This window comes from Streptomyces sp. NPDC057543 (assembly GCF_042801895.1).
GTDB lineage: Bacteria > Actinomycetota > Actinomycetes > Streptomycetales > Streptomycetaceae > Streptomyces.
The window spans coordinates 1-21891 of sequence record NZ_JBHVFF010000135.1; the positions used below are offsets into that span (position 1 = coordinate 1).

The 21891-nt window shown below is 71.4% G+C and carries 18 protein-coding genes; 10 read left to right on the top strand and 8 right to left on the bottom strand.

Features of this window, described 5'->3' with window-relative positions; all coding sequences use genetic code 11:
• The first annotated feature begins 222 nt into the window (after window positions 1-222).
• On the top strand, window positions 223-2367 hold the full coding sequence (locus tag ACFU8Q_RS22385; protein ID WP_384456703.1) for a primosomal protein N': 2145 nt from the start codon (window positions 223-225) through the stop codon (window positions 2365-2367).
• Between the two features lie 81 nt (window positions 2368-2448).
• Here the strand turns inward: ACFU8Q_RS22385 and ACFU8Q_RS22390 are convergent, their stop codons facing one another.
• A complete protein-coding gene (locus ACFU8Q_RS22390) occupies window positions 2449-3003 on the bottom strand; it encodes a hypothetical protein (protein ID WP_384456705.1) in 555 nt (184 codons plus the stop codon).
• Window positions 3004-3232: 229 nt separating this feature from the next.
• Here ACFU8Q_RS22390 and fmt point away from each other — a divergent pair, with 229 nt between their 5' ends.
• The 4 genes from fmt to ACFU8Q_RS22410 all read left to right on the top strand — a co-directional run bounded on the left by fmt (window position 3233) and on the right by ACFU8Q_RS22410 (window position 7669).
• On the top strand, window positions 3233-4165 hold the full coding sequence (gene fmt, locus ACFU8Q_RS22395) for a methionyl-tRNA formyltransferase (protein WP_384456707.1): 933 nt from the start codon (window positions 3233-3235) through the stop codon (window positions 4163-4165).
• Window positions 4166-4237: 72 nt separating this feature from the next.
• On the top strand, window positions 4238-5671 hold the full coding sequence (locus ACFU8Q_RS22400; protein ID WP_384456709.1) for an RsmB/NOP family class I SAM-dependent RNA methyltransferase: 1434 nt from the start codon (window positions 4238-4240) through the stop codon (window positions 5669-5671).
• Between the two features lie 133 nt (window positions 5672-5804).
• On the top strand, window positions 5805-6488 hold the full coding sequence (gene rpe / locus ACFU8Q_RS22405; protein WP_384456711.1) for a ribulose-phosphate 3-epimerase: 684 nt from the start codon (window positions 5805-5807) through the stop codon (window positions 6486-6488).
• A gap of 164 nt (window positions 6489-6652) precedes the next feature.
• A complete protein-coding gene (locus tag ACFU8Q_RS22410; protein ID WP_383975331.1) occupies window positions 6653-7669 on the top strand; it encodes a sugar-binding transcriptional regulator in 1017 nt (338 codons plus the stop codon).
• 148 nt (window positions 7670-7817) lie between these two features.
• On the opposite strand, the gene ACFU8Q_RS22415 is transcribed toward ACFU8Q_RS22410, so the two are convergent.
• Entirely contained in the window at window positions 7818-8840 is a 1023-nt protein-coding gene (locus ACFU8Q_RS22415) for a terpene cyclase (protein WP_384456713.1), read from the bottom strand.
• Between the two features lie 309 nt (window positions 8841-9149).
• Between ACFU8Q_RS22415 and ACFU8Q_RS22420 the strand changes: the two genes are divergently transcribed.
• The 5 genes from ACFU8Q_RS22420 (at window position 9150) to ACFU8Q_RS22440 (ending at window position 15696) form a co-directional block, all read left to right on the top strand.
• Window positions 9150-10616, top strand: a complete 1467-nt coding sequence (locus ACFU8Q_RS22420; protein ID WP_384456715.1) for a GuaB1 family IMP dehydrogenase-related protein — start codon at window positions 9150-9152, stop codon at window positions 10614-10616.
• Window positions 10617-10813: 197 nt separating this feature from the next.
• Window positions 10814-12271 carry an aldehyde dehydrogenase family protein gene (locus ACFU8Q_RS22425; RefSeq protein WP_384456717.1) on the top strand — a complete coding sequence of 486 codons (1458 nt, stop codon included), beginning with the start codon at window positions 10814-10816 and terminating at the stop codon, window positions 12269-12271.
• Between the two features lie 111 nt (window positions 12272-12382).
• A complete protein-coding gene (locus tag ACFU8Q_RS22430; RefSeq protein ID WP_384456719.1) occupies window positions 12383-12838 on the top strand; it encodes an Lrp/AsnC family transcriptional regulator in 456 nt (151 codons plus the stop codon).
• Between the two features lie 305 nt (window positions 12839-13143).
• Window positions 13144-13941: a carbon-nitrogen hydrolase family protein gene (locus tag ACFU8Q_RS22435; protein WP_384456721.1), complete on the top strand. Its 798-nt coding sequence runs from the start codon at window positions 13144-13146 to the stop codon at window positions 13939-13941.
• A gap of 48 nt (window positions 13942-13989) precedes the next feature.
• Entirely contained in the window at window positions 13990-15696 is a 1707-nt protein-coding gene (locus ACFU8Q_RS22440; protein ID WP_384456723.1) for a flavin monoamine oxidase family protein, read from the top strand.
• 23 nt (window positions 15697-15719) lie between these two features.
• On the opposite strand, the gene ACFU8Q_RS22445 is transcribed toward ACFU8Q_RS22440, so the two are convergent.
• The 6 genes from ACFU8Q_RS22445 to ACFU8Q_RS22470 form a co-directional block, all read right to left on the bottom strand.
• Window positions 15720-16568 carry a fumarylacetoacetate hydrolase family protein gene (locus tag ACFU8Q_RS22445; protein WP_384456725.1) on the bottom strand — a complete coding sequence of 283 codons (849 nt, stop codon included), beginning with the start codon at window positions 16566-16568 and terminating at the stop codon, window positions 15720-15722.
• Window positions 16569-16852: 284 nt separating this feature from the next.
• Window positions 16853-17875 carry a hydroxyacid dehydrogenase gene (locus ACFU8Q_RS22450; RefSeq protein ID WP_384456726.1) on the bottom strand — a complete coding sequence of 341 codons (1023 nt, stop codon included), beginning with the start codon at window positions 17873-17875 and terminating at the stop codon, window positions 16853-16855.
• The gene (locus ACFU8Q_RS22455; RefSeq protein ID WP_384456728.1) at window positions 17859-18926 is read right to left on the bottom strand and encodes a dihydrodipicolinate synthase family protein; all 1068 of its coding nucleotides are present in this window, start codon (window positions 18924-18926) and stop codon (window positions 17859-17861) included. The genes ACFU8Q_RS22450 and ACFU8Q_RS22455 overlap by 17 nt, the downstream gene beginning before the upstream one ends.
• 8 nt (window positions 18927-18934) lie before the next feature.
• Window positions 18935-19963, bottom strand: a complete 1029-nt coding sequence (locus ACFU8Q_RS22460; RefSeq protein WP_384456730.1) for an NAD-dependent epimerase/dehydratase family protein — start codon at window positions 19961-19963, stop codon at window positions 18935-18937.
• A 6-nt stretch (window positions 19964-19969) separates the two neighbouring features.
• Entirely contained in the window at window positions 19970-20917 is a 948-nt protein-coding gene (locus ACFU8Q_RS22465; RefSeq protein WP_384456732.1) for a carbohydrate ABC transporter permease, read from the bottom strand.
• Between the two features lie 2 nt (window positions 20918-20919).
• Complete coding sequence (locus ACFU8Q_RS22470) at window positions 20920-21828, bottom strand: carbohydrate ABC transporter permease (protein WP_384456734.1); 909 nt, start codon at window positions 21826-21828, stop codon at window positions 20920-20922.
• Window positions 21829-21891: the final 63 nt, after the last annotated feature.

Below are 21891 nucleotides of genomic sequence, written 5' to 3' on the forward strand. Positions count from 1 at the left end.
GAGGGAAGCGACGGGGAGCGTCGTTGACCGACGACAACGCCGGAGGCGGAGTCGCAGGGCGTCGGGAGCCCGTTCTCCATCGCGGGTGAGGTCGTAAGCCTGCCGCTCTCCGTCTGTACGCCGGGGCCCGGACGCCGCACGCGGTGTCCGGGCCCCGGTGCGTGCGGCCGCCGGTCGCTCGCGCCGGGGCGGCTGTCAGTGGCGTCTGGTAGGAATTTGGCTGTGAGCAGCGACAACGAGCGATCCGAGGACCCCGGGAGCGGGGCCCCGGAGCAGCTTGCGCTGATTCGGGAGACGGTACGGAAGGCGAAGGTGCCGCGGGCCAAGCCGCGGACCTGGCGCGGCGCCGCGCTCGCCAAGGAGCGGCCCGTCGCCCGGGTGCTGGTCAACAAGGGCGTGCTCCATCTCGACCAGTACTTCGACTACGCCGTCCCCGAGGAGCTCGACGCCGACGCACAGCCCGGGGTGCGGGTGCGGGTGCGATTCGGGGCCGGGGCGCGCAATGTCCGCGGCGGCCGGCGCGAAGGCGGCGGACTGATCGACGGATTCCTTGTGGAGCGGCTCGCCGAATCGGACTACCCGGGTGCCCTCGCCGCGCTCGCCTACGTCGTATCCCCCGAACCGGTGCTGGGACCGGAGCTGCTCGCCCTCTCGCGGGCCGTCGCCGACCGTTACGCGGGCAGCCTCGCGGATGTGCTGCAGCTCGCCGTGCCGCCCAGGAACGGACGGGCCGAGGCCAAACCCTCGCCCGAGCCGCTGCCCCCGCCGCCCGCCCCGTCGGCGGGGAGCTGGGAGCGATACGCACAGGGGCCCGCGTTCCTGCGTGCACTGGCCGAGAGCGGTGCGCCCCGGGCCGTCTGGACCGCGCTGCCCGGCCCGCACTGGCCCGAGGAGATCGCCCGGGCCATGGCCGCGACCCTCGCCTCCGGGCGCGGCGCACTCGTCGTCGTGCCCGACGGCCGGGCCGCCGGCCGGGTGGATGCCGCGCTCACCGAGCTGCTCGGCCGGGGACGCCACGCCCTGCTGACCGCCGACTCCGGACCGGAGAAGCGCTACCGGGAGTGGCTCGCCGTGCGGCGCGGCTCCGTGCGGGCGGTCGTCGGGACGAGGGCCGCGATGTTCGCCCCTGTCACCGATCTCGGCCTGGTCGCCGTCTGGGACGACGGGGACTCCAGCCACAGCGACGACAACGCCCCCTTCCCGCACGTCCGGGAAGTGCTCGAACTACGAGCCGCGTACGGCCGGTGCGCGTTCCTGCTCGGCGGCACGAACTGCACCGTGGAAGCCGCCCAGCTGGTGGAGAGCGGCTGGGCGCTCCCACTGCGCGCGGACCGGGAACAGCTGCGGAGCGCGGCGCCCCTGGTGCGTACGGTCGGCGACGGGGAGCTGGCGCGGGACGGGGCCGCGCGGGCGGCCCGGCTGCCCAGCCTGGCCTGGCAGACGGTACGGGACGGGCTGCGCGAGGGTCCCGTCCTGGTACAGGTGCCGCGCCGCGGATACGCGCCCCGCCTCGCCTGCGAGCGCTGCCGTGAACCCGCTCGTTGCCGGCACTGCGCCGGACCGCTCCAGGCACCGGATCAGCGGGATCTCGACTGCGCCTGGTGCGGACGGGCCGAGACCGCCTGGCACTGCGTCGCCTGCGGCGGGAGCCGGCTGCGGGCCCAGATCGTCGGGGCCCGGCGCACCGCCGAGGAGCTCGGCCGGGCGTTCCCGGCCGTGCCGGTGCGGACGTCGGGCCGTGATCACATCCTGGACTCGGTGCCGGACGTGCCCGCCCTGGTCGTCAGCACCCCGGGCGCCGAACCCGTCGCCGAGGGCGGCTACGCGGCCGCGCTGCTACTGGACGGGTGGGCGATGGTCGGCCGCCCCGACCTGCGGGCCGGTGAGGAGGCGCTGCGCCGCTGGACGGCCGCGGCGTCGCTGGTGCGCGGGCAGCCGGAGGGCGGCACGGTGGTGATCGTCGCCGAGCCCACCCTGCGGCCGGTGCAGGCCCTGGTGCGCTGGGACCCGGTCGGGCACGCCCGCCGCGAGCTGGCGGAGCGGGCCGAGCTCGGCTTTCCGCCGGTGTCCCGGATGGCTTCGGTGACCGGTTCGCCGGAGGCGCTCGCCGCGTTCCTCACGGCCGCCGAACTGCCGCCGGACGCCGAGGTGCTCGGCCCGGTCCCGGTGCCGGGCGCCGAACCCGGCAGGCCCCGCAGGCCCGGGGACGCACCGCCGGGCGAGTCGTGGGAGCGGGCCCTGCTCAGGGTGCCTCCGGGGAGCGGGGCGGCGCTGGCGGCCGCGTTGAAGGCGGCGCAGGCGGCGCGGATGGCCCGGGGGAGCGGTGAACAGGTCCGGATCCGGGTGGATCCGCCGGACATCGGGTGACGACGGGGCGGGACCGGGGGCGCAGACGCGGCTGCCCCGCCGGGCGTCGGGCGCGGCGGGGCAGAAGGCCGGGTGGCGCGGTCAGCCGTTGCGTGGGCCGGGGAAGGCGCCCGGGCGCAGGTCCTCGCGCAGTGCCGGGTGGTCCGCCGACGGCTGCGGTGGCATGGAGCGTGCGGCAGGCACGGCGGGCAGCTGTGGCGTACCGGTGGAGCCGGGCGCCATGGGCAGGGGGCGCGCCACCGCGGTCTCGGGAGCGGCGGTCTCGGCCGCCGGTCCCGGCTGGCGGGCGTTGCGGCGGGCGCCGTAGCGGCGGTGCACCGCCTGCTTGGTGACCCCGAGCGCGGAGCCCACCGCGTCCCAGGAGAAGCCGAGCGAGCGGTCGAAGTCCACTGCCGCGGTGACCAGGGTCTCGACGCTGTCGCGCAACTCCTGGGCCAGCCTGACGGTGGGGGCCGGGGCCCGGCCGTAGACGACGAAGCCCGTGGACGGGCCGGAGCGGCGCGGACGGTAGACGTTGCCCAGTTGGGCGGTGAGCGTGCGCAACGCGTCCACCTGCCGCCGGACCCGCTCGATGTCCCGCACCAACAGATGCAGGCTGGCCCTCGCTTGGGCGTCGTGGGTTGCGTGGTCGGCCATGAAGAAGCCTCTCGAACCGGCGTTGAAAGGGATCGGGCCGCACCGTGGCGGCTCGCTTCGGTCAATCTCTCTTGACCAACGCATCACCCGTGGATCTGGTCACGCTGGAGGGGCGCATGCGCATATCGAAGGGGCGCACGGTGATGCGTACGCCCCCCGGGCATACGGCCCATAGACTTGTGCGTTGCTCGTCACCGTACGTTTCGGCCTGAGAGGCAGTCAGCCACCCATGAAGCTCGTCTTCGCAGGCACCCCCGAGGTAGCCGTACCCGCCCTGGACGCCCTGATCGCCTCCGGCCGGCACGAGGTGGCCGCCGTCGTCACCCGGCCCGACGCCCCCGCCGGGCGAGGCCGCCGGCTGGTCGCCAGCCCCGTCGCCGAGCGGGCCGAGGAGGCCGGGATCGAGGTGCTCAAGCCGGCCCGCCCGCGCGACGAGGACTTCCTGGCGCGGCTGCGGGAGATCGGCCCGGACTGCTGTCCCGTCGTCGCCTACGGGGCGCTGCTGCCCAGGACCGCGCTCGACGTACCCGCCCGCGGCTGGGTCAACCTCCACTTCTCGCTGCTGCCCGCCTGGCGCGGCGCGGCCCCCGTACAGCACGCGATCATGGCCGGGGACGAGGTGACCGGTGCGTCGACCTTCCTGATCGAGGAGGGGCTCGACTCCGGCCCGGTGTACGGCGTCCTCACCGAAGAAGTGCGGCCCACCGACACCAGCGGCGACCTGCTCACCCGGCTTGCGTTCGCCGGTGCGGGTCTCCTCGTCGCGACCATGGACGGCATCGAGGACAGCACGCTGCACGCCGCGCCGCAGCCCGCCGACGGCGTCACCCTCGCACCGAAGATCACCGTCGAGGACGCCCAGGTGCAGTGGTCCGCCCCCGCCCTGCGGGTCGACCGGGTGGTGCGCGGCTGCACACCCGCTCCGGGGGCGTGGACGCTGTTCCGCGGGGAACGGCTGAAGCTGATCCAGGCGGTGCCCGTACTGGACCGCGCCGACCTGGCCCCCGGCGAACTGTCGGCGGCCAAGAACAACGTGTACGTGGGCACCGGATCGCACGCCGTCGAACTGCTCTGGGTCCAGCCGCAGGGCAAGAAGCCGATGCGGGCCGCGGACTGGGCCCGCGGGGTGCGCATCGTCCATGGCGAGCTGCTGGGGAGCTAGCGGGATCCGCACCGGGGCGGCGACGTAGGCTGGGAGGGTTCGTCCTCTCACCATCAGCGGAGCACCTTTCACGTGAACGACCAGCAGCGTCGCCGTCCCGCCAAGCCGCATCGCCGGCCCAAGAAGGACCCCGTCCGGTTCCTCGCCTTCGAAGCGCTCAGGGCGGTCGACGAACGCGATGCGTACGCCAACCTCGTCCTTCCCCCGCTGCTGAAGAAGGCCCGGGCCAAGGGCGACTTCGACAGCCGGGACGCGGCGCTGGCGACCGAGCTGGTCTACGGGACGCTGCGCCGCCAGGGGACGTACGACGCGATCGTCGCCGCCTGCATCGACCGGCCGCTGCGCGAGGTCGATCCGCCGGTCCTCGATGTGCTCGACATGGGCGTGCACCAGCTGCTCGGCACCCGCATCCCCACCCACGCCGCCGTCTCCGCCAGCGTGGAGCTGGCCCGGGTGGTGCTCGGTGAGGGGCGTGCCAAGTTCGTCAACGCCGTCCTTCGGAAGGTCGCCGCGGACGATCTCGACGGCTGGGTGGCGCGCGTCGCCCCGTCGTACGACGAGGACGCCGAGGACCACCTCGCGGTCGTGCACTCGCATCCGCGGTGGATCGTGTCCGCCCTCTGGGACGCGCTGGGCGGCGGCCGCGCCGGGATCGAGGACCTCCTCGAAGCGGACAACGAACGGCCCGAGGTCACGCTGGTCGCCCGCCCCGGCCGCTCCACCACCGAGGAGCTGCTCACCGCCCTCGGCGACGGGAACGGCCTGCCCGGCCGCTGGTCGCCCCATGCCGTACGGATGGGCGAGGGCGGCGAGCCCGGCGCCCTCGCGGCCGTGCAGGAGGGCCGCGCCGGAGTCCAGGACGAGGGCAGCCAGCTGGTGGCCGCCGCCCTCGCCGACGCGCCGGTGGAGGGCAGCGACAGCCGCTGGCTCGACGGCTGTGCCGGGCCCGGCGGCAAGGCCGCCCTGCTCGCCGCCCTCGCCGCCGAACGCGGCGCCGCCCTGCTCGCCGCCGAGAAGCAGCCGCACCGGGCCCGCCTCGTCGAGCGCGCGCTGGCCGGCAATCCCGGCCCGTACCAGGTGATCACCGCCGACGGCACCCGCCCGCCGTGGCGGCCCGGCACCTTCGACCGGATCCTGATGGACGTGCCGTGCTCGGGACTCGGCGCGCTGCGCCGCCGTCCGGAGGCCCGCTGGCGCCGCCGCCCGGAGGACCTGGAGAGCTTCGCACCGCTGCAACGCGGGCTGCTGCGCGAGGCGTTGAAGGCGGTCCGCGTCGGCGGCATCGTCGGCTACGCGACCTGCTCGCCGCATCTCGCGGAGACCCGGGTCGTCGTCGAGGACGTGCTCAAGGGCCGGGGCGGAGAGCCGGTCGAGGCGGAGTGGGTCGACGCCCGCCCGCTGATGCCCGGCGTGCCCGCGCTCGGCGACGGCCCCGACGTCCAGCTGTGGCCGCATCTGCACGGCACGGACGCGATGTACCTGGCACTGCTGCGGCGCACCGCCTGACGGGTCCGGCGCGGGCGGAAAAGCCCGGATCGCGCGGAGTGGGCTGTCCGGATCGAGCGAACTGTAATGATCCCGTGAGGCTTTGGCCCGCACCGGGGCGGGGAAGTGGCGCCGAGCATGGCAGGCTTGGCACATGGCCCAGATCAACCCCAGCATCCTGTCCGCCGATTTCGCCCGTCTCGCCGAGGAGGCGAAGGCGGTCGAAGGCGCCGACTGGCTCCACGTCGACGTGATGGACAACCACTTCGTGCCCAATCTGACCCTCGGCGTGCCGATCGTGGAATCGCTCAGCCGGGCCACGGACACTCCGCTCGACTGCCATCTGATGATCGAGGAAGCGGACCGCTGGGCGCCGCAGTACGTCGAGGCGGGAGCCGGTTCCGTCACCTTCCACGTCGAGGCGGCGGCAGCCCCCGTACGACTTGCGCGGGAGATCCGGGCCAAGGGCGCCCGCGCCGCCATGGCGCTCAAGCCCGCGACGCCCATCGAGCCGTACGAGGACCTGCTCCCCGAGCTCGACATGCTGTTGATCATGACGGTGGAGCCGGGCTTCGGCGGCCAGGCGTTCCTGGACATCATGCTGCCGAAGATCCGCCGCACCCGTGAGCTGATCTCCAAGCACGGCCTCGAACTCTGGCTCCAGGTCGACGGCGGCGTCTCCGAGTCCACCATCGAGCGGTGCGCCGAGGCCGGTGCGGACGTGTTCGTCGCGGGTTCGGCGGTGTACGGGGCCGAGGACCCGGCCGAAGCGGTGCGCGCACTGCGGGCGCGGGCCGACGCGGCCACCGCGTCGGCGGCCTGGGCATGCGGCCACTGAAACCGGAAGCGGAGCCGGCAGCCGCTCCGGCCCCCGATTGCGGGTCGGACCGGCCAAGGGCAGATGAACGTGGTCCGACAGGACCGATCAAGGATCGCCGGATCTGACAGGATGAACGGCGTATCGAGAGTGTGAACAGCAGTGAGGAGATCGCGGTGTCTGCAATGTCGGCGGGCCGGTCCGCCCTGCGGATGGGGCCCGCGGAGCTGGTGCAGGCGGCGGCCATGGCCCGCCGCTTCTACCTCGAAGGAAAGTCGAAGATCCAGATCGCCGAGGAGTTCGGCGTCAGCCGCTTCAAGGTGGCCCGGGTCCTGGAGACGGCACTGGAACGCGACCTCGTGAGGATCGAGATCCGTGTCCCCGCCGAGCTGGACGCCGAGCGCTCCGACGCGCTCCGGGCCCGCTACGGGCTGCGTCACGCGGTCGTCGTCGAATCCCCCGCGGAGGAGCAGGACGACGCACCCGACCCGGAGAACCTGGGGGAGGTCGCGGCCGATCTCCTCGGCGAACTGGTGAACGAGGGCGATGTGCTCGGCCTGGCCTGGGGCCGCTCCACGATCCATATGGCGGCGGCCCTCGACCGGCTGCCGCCGTGCACGGTCGTGCAGCTCACCGGCGTGTACGACGCGGGGACGGCCGAGCGCGGCTCGGTCGAGGCGGTCCGCCGGGCCGCCCAGGTGGCCGGCGGTGAGGCCCACCCCATCTACGCCCCGATGCTGCTGCCCGACCCGGCCACGGCCGCCGCGCTGCGCCACCAGACCGGTATCGCCCGCGCCTTCGAGTACTTCGACAAGGTGACGGTCGCCGCGGTGTCCATCGGCTCCTGGGAGCCGGGCATCTCCACCGTCCACGACATGCTGACGGACGAGGAGCGCGCGCACTACGCGTCGCTCGGCGTCGCCGCCGAGATGTCCGCGCACCTCTTCGACACGGAGGGACGCCGGGTCGGCCGGGACCTGGGGGAGCGGTGCATCACGGTCGAGGCGGACCGACTGCGCCGGATCCCCGAGGTGGTGGCGATCGCGGGCGGCCAGCGCAAGGCCGCGGCGATCGGTGCGGTGCTGCGGTCCGGTCTGGTCACCAGCCTGGTGACGGACACGGCGGCGGCGGACTACCTGCTGACCGAGTCGGCGGCGCCGCGACGGCCGGCGCTGGAGCGGGCGGATCCGGACGGGGTCTGAGCGGGTGCGGGCGGCGGACGGCGGTGACTGATACCGGGGCCGCCCGGTGGCCGTTTCGTCCTCGGACGCCGAACGGGCCCGGACGCGGCCGAACCGTGCGGGTGACGGCGGGTGAGCCGCCCGGACGGCAGACGCGCGGCCCGGCGGTTCAGTCCTGGGCCACGCCCAGGACCGTGGCCTCGAGGTACTGCTCCGGCTTCTCGTACTGGCTCACATCGGCCGGGTTGTAGCGAGGGGTCTGCCGGGACCAGTCCAGGTTGCCGCGCATCCAGCTCCGCATCCCGTCCAGGTACGGCGTGAGCATCCAGGACAGCTGCGGGTACGCGGCCAGCAGCTCGGCCTCGGCGGTGAGGAACCGCTCCGTCTCCGCGGCGATCTCCGCGCAGACGTGTTCCAGTGCCTGCTGCTTGCCGTAACCGCGGTGGTGGCGGACCAGGTGGACGAGATTGTGGATCTCGCCGAGCACCTGCTCCTTCTCGTAGGAGTACACGTCGTTGGCCCAGCACACGACGTTGCACGAGGCTTCCAGCGCGGTGATGAACCGGGAGTCGTGGTGGATCGACTCGGGTGCCTCGATCCCGGCCACGATCTCTATCAGGTCCATGCAGACATGTATCGCGCCGGTGTGGCGGCGCTTGGCGATGTACGTCTCCTCGGGCGGCACGACACCCGCCTCACGGTTTCCCGCCTCCCAGGTGGTGGCCGTCGTGAGATACGTGATCAGGTGCCGGCCGAACCGGGCGCGCCAGTGTTCGGCCACGGTCGGAGTCGTCCGGTCCCACAGATCGACCAGGGCGACCACGGCGGCGGGGAGCTCCTCGTCCGGCACGCCGCCCGTACCGTTGCCCTCGATCACGGACCGCATCACCGCCACCACGTCCCGCACCCGCTCCGGGCTGCGGCCGAGATGACCGTCGTCGAGCTGGTCGTCGACGAGAAACAGCCACACGAACCAGTCGGCGACGAGGTCGAGATTCTTGCCGTCGGCGGTCGGGTACACCATGCCGACGAACGCTCCGAAGTCCGCCTGCTCGAAGCGTTCCCTGGCTGAATCCCGGTGCACCAGACCGGTGTTGCGGATCCAGGCGTCGAGATGGGCTCTGGTGTCCCCGACGTGTGGATTCGTTCGCTGGGGGAACGGGCAGTAGATATACGGCAGTTCGCTCTCCACGGCTGGGTCGTGATCCTCTCCGGTCGTATGGGTGACGGAAGTTGAGCCCCTTCCGCATGTTCCTCCGGGGCGACGTGGTGACCCACGGGACCTGCGGGTTTTGAAGCTACCCGACCCCTTGTCACCAGGTCCAGGGACGTTGATCGCGAATGATTCGAACGCGGCTCGGGTAGGGTCCGTCGGCAAGGCAGGCTCCACTTGCCCGGGACCCCCGCCACCGTTCCTTCGGAGGAATGTACGAACGCGGGGGGAATTTGCTGTGTCTTCGGGGAAGCGACCCGCTCCGTTTCGTGTGAAAAAATGAGTGTTATGCGTTTTCTTGAGCCCGGCACCGGTCGCTACACAGACTCCCCCTCGGTCCCGTACGACCTCACGTACGACGATGTCTTCATGGTCCCGGGCCGTTCGGCGGTCGGATCCCGCCAGGGTGTCGATCTCTCCTCACCCGACGGCAGCGGCACCACCATCCCTCTCGTCGTGGCGAACATGACGGCCATCGCGGGCCGCCGGATGGCCGAAACGGTCGCCCGCCGCGGCGGGCTCGTCGTCATCCCGCAGGACATCCCGATCGAGGTTGTCGCCGACGTCGTCTCCTGGGTGAAAACGCGGCACCTGGTGCTCGACACGCCGATCGTGCTGGCCCCCGGCCAGACGGTCGCCGACGCCCTGTCCCTGCTGCCCAAGCGCGCGCACGGCGCCGGCGTCGTCGTCGACGAGGAGCAGCGGCCCGTCGGTGTCGTCACCGATCACGACCTGACCGGCGTCGACCGCTTCACCCAGCTTTCCGAGATCATGTCCAGGGACCTGGTGCTGCTCGACGCGGACATCGACCCGCGTGACGCGTTCAACAAGCTCGACGGCGCCCACCGCAAACTCGCCCCCGCGGTCGACGCGAACGGCCGGCTCGTCGGCATCCTCACCCGGAAGGCCGCACTGCGCGCCACCCTGTACACCCCGGCCACCGACGCCGGCGGCAAGCTGCGGATCGCCGCCGCCGTCGGGATCAACGGCGATGTCGCGGGCAAGGCCAAGCAGCTCCTCGACGCGGGCATCGACACGCTCGTCGTGGACACCGCCCACGGCCACCAGGAGTCCATGATCAACGCGGTCCGGGCCGTTCGCGGGCTCGACCCGCAGGTGCCCGTCGTCGCGGGCAACATCGTCGCCGCCGAGGGCGTGCGCGACCTCGTCGAGGCCGGCGCGGACATCATCAAGGTCGGTGTCGGACCGGGCGCCATGTGCACCACCCGGATGATGACGGGCGTGGGGCGACCGCAGTTCTCCGCCGTCCTGGAGTGCGCCGCCGAGGCGAAGAAGTACGGCAAGCACGTCTGGGCCGACGGTGGTGTCCGCCACCCGCGCGATGTCGCGATGGCGCTCGCCGCGGGTGCGTCCAACGTGATGATCGGCTCCTGGTTCGCCGGTACGTACGAGTCGCCCGGCGACCTCCAGCAGTCCTCCGACGGCCGCTTCTACAAGGAGTCCTTCGGCATGGCGTCCGCCCGCGCCGTGAAGAACCGTACGTCGGACGAGTCGGCGTACGACCGGGCCCGCAAGGCACTCTTCGAGGAGGGCATCTCCACCTCGCGGATGTTCCTCGACCCGGCCCGGCCCGGCGTCGAGGACCTTGTCGACTCGATCATCGCGGGCGTCCGCTCCTCCTGTACCTACGCCGGTGCGGCCTCCCTGGAGGAGTTCGCCGAGAAGGCGGTCGTCGGGGTGCAGAGCGCCGCCGGATACGCCGAGGGCAAGCCGCTGCACGCCAGCTGGAGTTGATCCCGTAGTTCCGCAAAACCGTTGCCCCTCACGGCCGTTCGAGCCGTGGGGGGCAACGGTGTTTCCGGGTGTTCTCGTGGCTTGCACGGATGTCCGATTCCGGCCCCCGGATACCGCTCCGATCCGCCTCAACCTCGTTGGAATGTAAGTAACATGAAGCCCAATCAGCCGCCCGCTCCTCTGTGGTAAGGGATCTCATGTCCTTCTTCACCGATCTGGCCCATCAGTACATCGACGGCGAGTGGAGGCCGGGCAAGGGGTCCTGGGACATCATCGACTTCAATCCGTACAACGGGGAGAAGCTCGCCTCGATCACGGTCGCCACGGCCGACGAGGTGGACCAGGCCTACCGGTCCGCCGAGGCCGCGCAGCGGGCGTGGGGCGACACCAACCCGTACGCCCGGCGGCTGGTGCTGGAGCGGGCGCTGCGCGTCGTCGAGGAACGTGAGCCCGAGATCAGTGACGCGATCGTCGCGGAGCTGGGCGGCACCCGGCTGAAGGCGGCCTTCGAACTGCATCTCGCCAAGGAGTTCCTGCGGGAGTCGATCCAGCTCGCGCTGCGGCCCGTCGGACAGATTCTGCCCTCGCCGACCGAGGGCAAGGAGAACCGCGTCTACCGGGTGCCCGTCGGCGTCGTGGGCGTCATCAGCCCGTTCAACTTCCCGTTCCTGCTGTCGCTGAAGTCCGTCGCCCCCGCCCTGGCGCTCGGCAACGCGGTGGTGCTCAAGCCGCACCAGAACACCCCGGTCTGCGGCGGCACGCTGGTGGCGAAGGTGTTCGAGGAGGCGGGGCTGCCGGCCGGTCTCCTGAACGTCGTGGTCACCGACATCGCCGAGATCGGTGACGCGCTGCTGGAGCACCCCATTCCGCAGGTCATCTCCTTCACCGGCTCGGACAAGGTGGGACGGCACGTCGCCACGGTGTGCGCGGCGAACCTCAAGCGCGCGGTGCTCGAACTCGGCGGCAACAGCGCGCTCATCGTCCTCGACGACGCCGATCTGGACTACGCCGTGGACGCCGCGGTCTTCAGCCGGTACGTGCACCAGGGCCAGGTCTGCATGGCCGCGAACCGGATCCTGGTCGACCGGGCGGTGGAGAAGGAGTTCACCGAGAAGTTCGTCGCCAAGGTCGCGTCGCTGCGGGTCGGTGACCCGGCCGACCCGGAGACCGTGATCGGCCCGCTGATCAACTCCTCGCAGGCCGAGGCAATTTCCTCGCTCGTCGACCAGACCGTCGAGGCCGGTGCGACCGCCCTGCTGCACGGCCGGGCCGACGGCAACCTGGTGAGCCCGTCCGTGCTGACCGGGCTGGCCGCCGATTCCCCCGTCCTCTCCCAGGAGATCTTCGGGCCGGTCGCACTCCTCGTGCCCTTCGACGGTGACGACGAGGCGGTACGGATCGCCAACGACACCCCGTACGGCCTGAGCGGCGCCGTGCACACCGGCGACATCGAGCGCGGTGTACGGATCGGGCAGCGCGTCCACACCGGCATGATCCACATCAACGACGGAACGGTCCACGACGAGCCGATCGTCCCGTTCGGCGGCGAGAAGAACTCCGGCCTCGGCCGCCTGAACGGCGATTCGATGGTCGATGCCTTCACCACGCAGAAGTGGATCTCGGTACAGCACGGCCGCTCGCAGTTCCCGTTCTGACCGGTCACCGGATGCGGTGAGCGCGCCCGGCGGGGTGGCGCCATGGTCTACTTCGGGGGCGGCTCCTGCCGCCCCCGACACCGGCCATCGCAGAGAAGTGAACCGCCCGAAGTGCGCCTGAACGACCTCGACGAACGCATCGTCCACGCCCTCGCCGAAGACGCCCGGCGCTCCTACGCGGACATCGGCGCGATCATCGGTCTGTCCGCACCCGCCGTGAAGCGCCGGGTGGACCGGTTGCGCGCCGAGGGCGCGATCACCGGCTTCACGGTGCGGGTGGACCCGGCGGCGCTGGGGTGGGAGACCGAGGGGTTCATCGAGATCTACTGCAGCCGGAACACGTCGCCGGAGGCGATCAAGCGGGGGCTCGCCCGGTATCCGGAGATCGCCTCGGCCTCCACCGTGACGGGCGAGGCCGATGCGATCGTGCAGGTCTTCGCCGCGGACATGCGCCACTTCGAGCAGGTGCTGGAGCGGATCGCGGGCGAGCCGTATGTGGAGCGGACGAAGTCCGTGCTGGTGCTTTCGCCGTTGCTCAGGCGGTACTCGTCGGGGGCGCCGGAGTAGGGCGCCGCGCGGCGGCCGGTGGCCGCTGCGTCCTCAATCGCCGGACGGGTTCGATGTGCCGGACGGCCTTGATCCGCCGGGCGGGCCGAGATCTGTGTCACCTGCTTGACCTGCGAAGACGTCGAGCGCAATGAATCGCCGCCACCGGCCGTCGGCGCGCAATGGATCGATGGTGTGCGCGCAACGGTCGTGCCTTGTCGGGCCCGCGCGGTGGACCGTACCGTCTAGGGGAATGATCTCGGCCACGGCCGAGATCTTCCGCACCCTCCTACGTCCCGCCCCGCCCGCACCGTCCGAGGTCAGCCATGCCGCCGTTGCGCACCGCCCTGCTCCAGAGCTCCGGACGACCCGGGCACGTGGACGAGAACATCAAGGTGCTCGACGGAGCGGCGCGGCGGGCTGCGGAGGCCGGGGCCCGGCTGCTGGTCTGCCCCGAGCTGTTCCTGACCGGGTACGCGATCGGGCGCGATGTTCCCCGGCTGGCCGAACCGGCCGACGGTCCTTCCGCCCGGGCGGTCGCCGAGATCGCCGTACGGCACGGGCTCGCGGTCCTCTACGGCTACCCGGAGCGTGCGGGCGAGGAGATCTTCAACGCCGCACAGCTCATCGGGCCGGACGGCGCGGCGCTCGCGAACTACCGCAAGACCCACCTCTTCGGCTGCTTCGAGCAGGAGTGGTTCACCCCGGGCGAGCAGCCCGTCGTCCAGGCCGAACTCGACGGCGTCCGCATCGGGATCGTGATCTGCTACGACGTCGAGTTCCCGGAGAACGTCCGTGCGCACGCCCTCGCGGGCACGGGTCTGCTGCTGGTGCCCACCGCGGTGATGCACCCCTTCCAGTTCGTCGCCGAGTCCGTCGTGCCGGTGCGCGCCTTCGAGAGCCAGCTGTACGTGGCGTACGTCAACAGGACCGGCCCGGAAGGTGAGTTCGAGTTCGTCGGGCTGAGCTGCCTGGCCGGTCCCGACGGCACCGTCCGCAGCCGCGCCGGACGTGGCGAGGAGCTCGTCATCGGTGAGGTCGACCCCGAGTTCCTGAGCGCGTCACGCGCCGCCAACCCGTATCTGCGCGATCGGCGCCCCGGTCTGTACGGCTCCCTCGTCTGAACCCGTCACCCCCGTTCCGTCTTTTTTTGTGCAAGGAGTCCGTACCCCATGACGTCCACGGTGCCCAACGCCGTCCAGCACACCGACGCCACCGAGCCGATCACCATGTTCGGGCCGGACTTCCCTTACGCGTACGACGACTTCCTGGCGCACCCCGCGGGCATCGGACAGATACCGGCGACCGAGCACGGCACCGAGGTCGCCGTCATCGGGGGCGGGCTCTCCGGCATCGTCGCCGCGTACGAGCTGATGAAGATGGGGCTCAGGCCCGTCGTCTACGAAGCGGACGAGATCGGCGGCCGGCTGCGTACGGTCGGATTCGACGGCTGCGGCTCCGAACTCACGGCCGAAATGGGCGCGATGCGGTTCCCGCCGTCCTCCACCGCGCTCCAGCACTACATCGACCTGGTCGGCCTGGAGACGAAGCCGTTCCCCAACCCGCTCTCCCCGGCCACCCCGTCGACCGTCGTCGACCTCAAGGGCACCTCGCACTACGCGCGGACCGTCGACGATCTGCCGCAGGTCTACCGCGAGGTGATGGACGCCTGGAACCGGTGTCTGGAGGAGGGTGCGGACTTCTCCGACATGAACCGGGCGATGCGCGAACGCGATGTGCCGCGCATCCGGGAGATCTGGGCGGAGCTCGTCCACAAGCTCGACAACCAGACCTTCTACGGATTCCTCTGCGACTCCGACGCGTTCAAGTCGTTCCGTCACCGGGAGATCTTCGGCCAGGTCGGCTTCGGCACCGGCGGCTGGGACACCGACTTCCCCAACTCCATCCTGGAGATCCTGCGCGTCGTCTACACCGAGGCGGACGACCACCACCGCTCCATCGTCGGCGGCAGCCAGCAGCTCCCGCTGCGGCTCTGGGACCGCGAACCGCAGAAGATCGTCCACTGGCCGCTCGGCACGTCGCTGTCCTCGCTGCACGGGGGCGAACCGCGACCTGCCGTGACCCGGCTGCACCGCACAGCCGGGAACCGGATCACCGTCACCGACGCCACCGGCGACATCCGCACCTACCCGGCCGCCGTCTTCACCGGGCAGTCCTGGCTGCTGCTCTCGAAGATCGACTGCGACGACGCGCTCTTCCCGATCGACCACTGGACGGCGATGGAGCGCACCCACTACATGGAGTCGTCGAAGCTGTTCGTCCCCGTCGACCGGCCGTTCTGGCTGGACCGGGCCGTCGACGACACAGGGGTGCCCACCGGGCGCGACGTCATGTCGATGACGCTCACCGACCGGATGACCCGGGGAACGTACCTCCTGGACGACGGCCCCGACCGGCCCGCCGTCATCTGCCTCTCGTACACCTGGTGCGACGACAGCCTGAAGTGGCTGCCGCTCTCCCCGAACGAGCGCATGGACGTCATGCTCAAGTCGCTCGGCGAGATCTATCCGGGCGTCGACATCAGGAAGCACATCATCGGCAACCCGGTGACGGTCTCGTGGGAGAACGAGCCCTATTTCATGGGGGCGTTCAAGGCCAACCTGCCGGGCCACTACCGCTACCAGCGACGGTTGTTCACCCACTTCATGCAGGACCGGCTGCCCGCCGACCGGCGGGGGCTGTTCCTCGCGGGCGACGACATCTCCTGGACGGCCGGATGGGCCGAGGGCGCCGTACAGACCGCGCTCAACGCCGTCTGGGGCGTGATGACCCAGTTCGGCGGCGCGACCGATGCGACGAACCCCGGCCCCGGCGACGTCTTCGACGACATCGCCCCGGTCGAACTCCCGGAGGACTGAGGCTGGTTTGCGACCCGTACGGGTCACGCGGGTCGGCAGACGCTGCGCTGCCGGCCCAGGCCCGAGATCTCGACCTCCATCACATCGTCCGGACCCAGGTAGGGGAAGCGCCCGGACAGCGCCACACCCTGCGGGGTACCGGTGTTGATGACGTCGCCGGGCTCCAGCACCAGGTACTGCGACAGATGGTGCACCAGATGTGCCACGCTGAAGATCATGTCCGCGGTGCTGGAGTCCTGCCGCGGCTCCCCGTTGACGTAGCTGCGCAGCCGCAGCTGCTGCGGGTCACCGACCTCGTCGGCCGTCACCAGCACCGGGCCCAGCGGATTGAACGTGGCGCAGCTCTTGCCCTTGGACCACTGGCCGCCCGACTCCTCCAGCTGGAAGGCGCGCTCGGAGACGTCGTTGCTGACGGCGTAGCCCGCGATGTGCGCGGCGGCGTCGGCGGGGGAGTCCAGGTAGGAGGCGCGGCGGCCGATGACGACGGCCAGCTCCACCTCCCAGTCGGTCTTCTTCGAGCCGCGCGGGATCAGCACGTCGTCGTACGGGCCGACGATCGTGTTCGGCGACTTGTAGAAGAGGATCGGCTGCTCGGGCGGCTCGCTGCCCGATTCCGCCGCGTGGGCCGCGTAGTTCTGGCCGATGCAGAGCAGCGCGGAGGGGCGGGCCACCGGGGCGCCGATCCGCTGACCCGTGATGTCGATTCCGGGGAGCGTCGGCTCGGCGGGGACCAGGTGCGGATTGTCGGCGAGCGCGGCGAGGAACGCGCCGTCGATGTCGTCGATGATGCCGGACAGGTCGTGGTGGCGGCCTTCGGGGCAGATGGCGACGGGGCGTTCATGGCCCGGTTCGCCGATGCGCATCAGTCGCATGAGGGTGAACTCTCCTGACAGGTAGGGGGGATCGGGGGTACGGACCGTTCCGGCCGGCAGCCCTGGGGTCTTCGTTCGGATCAGGCCGGATCAGGGAGCGGCCCGCCGCGGAGCGGCTGATGTCACCGCGGTGCCGTGCATCGCAAGGCGCAGGAAAGAGGCATGGCGGAGTCGATGGGGTCTCCCCTGCTCGAGCGGAGCCGAGAGCCGGGGGAGGACTGACGACGACGCGGCGAGGCGCGGCGCCGGGGCAGGCGAGCCCGGCGTGATCCGAACGAGAGGTCCTAGTGCAGACGGGTGAGGGCGTCGGCGGTGACGGCGTGGACCGGGGGGCGCCCGGCGAGCAGCCGCAGCACCTCGTTGACGGCGCTCATGCCGAGCCGCTGCCGGCATTCGACGCTGCCCGCCGCCTGATGCGGGGTGAGCAGCACATTCGGCAGGGAGCGGAACGGATGGCCGACGGGCAGCGGCTCGGTGTCGAAGACGTCGATCGCCGCGTCGAGCCGGCCCGACGACACCTCGGCCAGGAGCGCGTCCTCGTCGACCAGCCATGACCTGGCGGTGTTCACCAGGCCCGCTCCGTCCGGCATCAGCGCCAGCTGCTCGGCGCCGATCATCCGGCGGGTCTCCTCGGTGACCGGCGCGTGCACGGCGACGATCCTGCTGTGCGACAGCAGCGTTCGAAGCGGTACGGACCGCACGCCGAGCGCCTCGGCGTCCGCGTCGCAGAGGTACGGATCGGTGACGCTCACCCGCGCCCCCATCGCCCGGACCAGGGCGATGTAGGCACGTCCGGTGCGGGAGGCGCCGATCACGCCGATGTCGCTGCCGTGGATCTCGTGGCGCGGCGGGGCCTCGCTCGCCATCGCCCACTCCAGCCCGCCGCGCAGCGCGTGGTCGAAGCGCTGGATGCGGTGCAGCAGCGAGAGTGTGAACGCGAGCGCCACCTCGGCGACCGGGCGGGCCATCTCGTCCCCGGCCTGGGTCACCAGGATGCCCCGCCGGAACACCTCTTCTGTGACATAGGGGGCGACAGCCGAGCCGGTGTGCGCCACCAGCTCCAGCCGGTCGGCCGAGGCGAGGAGTCCGGCGTCCACTCGGGGCGCGCCCCACGAGGTGATCAGCGCCCGGGCTCCCGGCAGCGCCGCGGTCACCGCCGCCCGGTCGCGATGGTCGTCCAGGACTGTCAGCTCCGCCGCCCGCTCCAGCTCCCGCCACACCTCGGCGGTGAAGAACTGGGCCCGCAGGCCCGGAGGTACGGCGACGACCACCCGGGAAGGGGCGGCTGGATCAGGAGAGCCAGGCATCGAGGTGCTCCGCAACGAAGGCGTCATCGGTCAGCCAAGGGTAGGCCGCGGCCACCCGGCTGATCTCCTCAGCCTGGCCGGGGGAGAGCGTCTCGGCCGGGTCCAGGCACCGGATGTTCGCCAGCAGTCCCTGGCGGCGCAGCACTTCGTGCACCCCGGCGATGCAGCCGCGGAACGCGCCGCGCACATCGAAGACCGCGCTGTTGGCATCGGTCAGTTCGGAGCGGCGCGCCAGGCAGCGCAGCATCGCCTCGTGGTCCCCGCCGCGCGCCTTGCGGACGTCGTCGAGGAGGGTCACCGCGGAGCTCGTCCAGACGGCCCACTGGCCGAGGAGGCCGCCCGCGAACCAGCGCGGCTTGCCGCCGGCCGTCTCGTACGGGGTGAGCAGATCACCGATGATGTCGTCGTCGTTGCCGGTGTAGAGCGCCACCTCGTCGGCGCGGTCCGCGGCGGCCACCGCCCGTACGACATCGGCCGTGCGGTACCGGTCGAACGGGGCGATCTTCACCGCGACCGTGTTCGGCAGGTCGGTGAACGCGGACCAGAAACCGGGCGACAAGTACCGTCCGCCGACGGCTTCTTGGAGATAGAAGCCGATCACCGGCAGCACCTCGCCGACCGCCCGGGCCCGTTCCAGCAGACCCTTCTCGTCCGCACCGGGCACGGCCGGGCTGAGCAGCACCGCGTTGTAGCCGAGCCCGGCGGCGGTCTCGGCCTCGGCGACGGCCTGCGCCGTGTATCCGCAGGCACCGGCGACCTTGATGAACGGGCGTTCGGCCTCGGCGTCGATCGTCTCGGCGGCGAGCTCCAGGACCGGCCGGAACAGACCGACCTCCGGCTCACGTATCTCGAACTGGGTGGTGTGCACGGCGACGGCGACCCCGCCCGCCCCCGACCCGAGGTAGTAGCGGGTCAGCGCCCGCTGCCTGCGCTCGTCGAAGGAGCCGTCGTCGTGCAGGGCCAGCGGGTGCGCGGGGATCACGGCGCCGTGGGCGAGTGCGTCCAGCGCGCCGGAGAGGGCGGGGGCGGACGGGAGGGAGGGAGTGGACATGGGGTGGATCAGAACCTTCCGTCACGGACCTGGAACTTGGTGGGCTTGCCGGAGAGCGGCAGCCCGCGGCGCAGCCAGTCGGCCTGCCACTCGACGAGTGTGCGCAGCGCGACGTCCGGGTAGCCGAAGAGCGCGTGGCAGCGGCTCGCGTCGGAGAGCAGCGCGGTCGGCGCCTCCTCGCCCTCGAAGACCGGCTCCTTGCCGAACTCCTCGCCGAACCACTGGGCGATGCGGCGCACCGAAGCGGTCTCCGGGCCGGTGAGGTTGAGGGTGAACGCCTCGCCGTCGGTGGCGTGCAGCAGCGAGCGCAGGGCGACCTCGTTGGCGTACCCCTGCCACACCACATTGGCGTGCCCCGTCGTCACATCCACGGGCTCGCCCGCCTGCACGCGGTAGGCGATGTCGGCGAGGACGCCGTAGCGCAGGTCGACCGCGTAGTTGAGGCGGATGTTGGCGACCTTGGTTCCCCGGGTCAGCGCCGCGTGGCCGAAGATCCGCTCCCGGCCCAGGCACGACATGGCGTACTCGCCGACCGGACCGACCGGGTCGGACTCGGTGCAGCCGCCGGAGGAGACCGGCACCAGCGGGTACACATTGCCGGTGGAGAACGCGGCGATCCGCGAACCCGACCAGCGGCGCGCCACCCGGTCCGGCATCGCGGCGTTCACGGCCCATGCGTGCGAAGGCGCCCCGGCCGAACCGAACTTGGCGCCGACCATGAAGACGACGTTCCCGGCGTCCGGCAGTTCGGCCAGGTCGGCGGCCGGGTCCATCAGGTCGAAGGCGACGGTGGAGACCCCGGCGGCCTCCAACTCGTCGGCAGCGGTCCTGTCGGACCAGCGGGAGACCGCGTACACGGTCACATCCGTACGGCCCGCGGCGTCCAGCGCCCGGCGGGCCAGCCGGCACAGGCTGGGGCCCATCTTGCCGCCCGCGCCGAGCACCAGCAGATCGCCTTCGAGCCGGCCGAGGTCGGCGACGAGCGCGGGGGAGGGGGTGGCGAGCCGCTCTTCGAGAGCGGCCTCATCGGTGAACATTCGTAGCTATCCCTTGATTCCGGACGCGGTGACGCCCTCGGTGAAGTAGCGCTGTCCCACCATGTACGCGGCGAAGATGGGCACGAACGCGATGACGGAGCCGGAGAGCACCACATTGAGCGGCACGTTCTGCTGCTGGAGCGAGGCGATGCCGACGGTGAGGGTGCGCATGTCGGTCGACTGGCCGATGACCAGCGGCCACAGGAAGTCGTTCCAGTGCCACAGGAAGACGAAGACGCCGAGCGTGGCGAGGATCGGCTTCAGCAACGGCAGCACGATCCGGTAGAAGATCTGCCACTCGCCGCAGCCGTCGAGCCGGGCCGCCTCGAAGAGCTCGTCCGGCAGCCCCTGGATGAACTGGCGCATCAGGAAAACCGCCTGGGCGTTGGCCAGGGTCGGCACGATCAGACCCCAGTACGTGTCCACGCCGCCCAGCTTCGCGATCATCGCGAACGTCGGGATCATCGTGACGTGGTACGGGACCATCACCATCGACAGGAACGACCAGAACATCGTCTCCCGGCCCGGGAAGCGCTTCTTGGCGAAGGCGTACCCGGCGAGCGAGGCGAGCAGCAGCACGCCGACGACCGAGACGACCGAGTAGAGCAGGGTGTTGACGAGCCAGCGCGGCACGTCCTGGGAGTTCATGACGGTGCCGTACGCCTCGCCGGTCAGCGGCCACGGCAGCAGGCTGCCGGGGAACTCGACCGCCGCGGACGGCTTCAGCGAGAGCACGACCATCGCGTAGAACGGGAAGATCGTCACGATGGCGGCCACCGTCAGCAGCGCGGCGCGCGCGATCCGGCCGGCCGGGGTGGCGCGCATGCCGTGCGGGACGGTGTCCTGCTCCGAGAGCTTGCGCAGCTTGCGTTCGGCCCGGCGCGCGGCCCGGTCGGGCGTCGCGGGAGCCTCGCTCGCCGGAGGGGTCTCGGTCTCTGCGGGTGCTGCCGTCATGGTCACTGGTCCTTCCCGATCACGAGCCGCTGGATCACCGCGACCACCACGGTCAGCGCGAAGAGCGCGACGCCGATGGCGGAGGCGTAGCCCAGGTCGAAGTACTTGAAGCCCGCGTCGTAGAGCTGGAAGACGAGCGTGTAGCTGGCGTTGGCGGGGCCGCCGCCGGTCATCGTGTAGACCGCGTCGAAGACCTGGAACGAGGCCGTCGTCTCGATCACGGCGAGGAAGAACAGGGCGGGCTTGAGCTGCGGCAGCACGATGTACCGGAACCGCTGCCAGGGGCCCGCGCCGTCGGTGAGGGCCGCCTCCTCCAGCTCCCGCGGGATGTCCTGCATCCGGGCCAGCAGGATGAGCATCCCGTATCCGAAGCGGGACCAGACGCCGACGATCGCGAGCGCGGGCAGCACCAGCACGTCGTCGGAGAGCCAGGAACCCTCGGACATCCCGAACCAGCTCATCAGCGTGGGCCACGGGCCGCCGGTCGAGAAGATCCAGACGAAGACGGTGGCGGCCAGCACCAGCGAGGTGACGACCGGGAGGAAGAACACCGAACGGAAGAACTTGGCGCCGCGGAACGCGCGGCGGGTGATCAGTGCCAGGGACACCGACGCGATGAGCGTGCCCGGCACGGCGAGCACGGTGTACAGGACCGTGACCTTCAGCGCCTGCCAGAACAGCGGGTCGTCCCACAGGCGGGTGAAGTTGTCCAGTCCGACGAATCTGCCGCCGCCGGTCAGGGAGTAGTCGGTGAAGCTCATCAGCACACCGGCGATGCCCGGGCCGAACCGGAAGGCCAGGAAGAGCAGGAAACACGGAAGGACGAAGAGCAGGCCGATCCGGGCCTCGCGGCGCGCCTGCGGCCCGCTGCGACGGCCCCGGCGGCGGGTGGGTTCCGCGACGACTGCCACGGGGATCTCCTTGCGATACGGGTGAATTGCGGGGGTTCAGGGGGCATGCCCCCAGGGGTGCGG